Source organism: Dorea ammoniilytica, from assembly GCF_025567415.1.
Lineage (GTDB): Bacteria > Bacillota > Clostridia > Lachnospirales > Lachnospiraceae > Claveliimonas > Claveliimonas ammoniilytica.
Window position 1 is genome coordinate 1 of sequence record NZ_JAOQJV010000039.1, and the last position, 411, is coordinate 411.

1 rRNA gene is annotated in these 411 nt (G+C 44.5%); it reads right to left on the minus strand.

What is annotated here, in order from left to right:
- Positions 1 to 286 precede the first annotated feature (286 nt).
- Positions 287 to 404 (minus strand): 5S ribosomal RNA (gene rrf / locus OCV65_RS13295).
- Between the last annotated feature and the right edge of the window lie 7 nt (positions 405 to 411).

Consider the following 411-nt stretch of genomic DNA (forward strand, 5'->3'; position numbering starts at 1 on the left):
TATAACAATTACCTCGGATGTCTTGATTAAGATATTTAAAAATCTTATCATATTTCTTGTATGCGGTTTTCAAGGTACATATCTGACCAACTTCGCTTTTGCTTCATCAGTCATCAGAACTCTGAATCTTTTGCAAGCTTTCAAAACTCTGATCACTGGTAAAACCAGCTTATCATAACAGCACTTCCCTGCTGATCGGGTTGGCGGCGATAAGTTGTTGCTCATCCTTGCCTGTATCTATGATAAAGTTGTTCTCTCGGCAGCGGATCTGCCTTTTTCTTTTTTGATCTGGCGGCCACCTACTCTCCCACACCGTCTCCAGTGCAGTACCATCGGCCGCTTGCGTCTTAACCATCGTGTTCGGTATGGGAACGGGTGTCTCCCACAAGCGCATCGCCACCAGAAAGATTA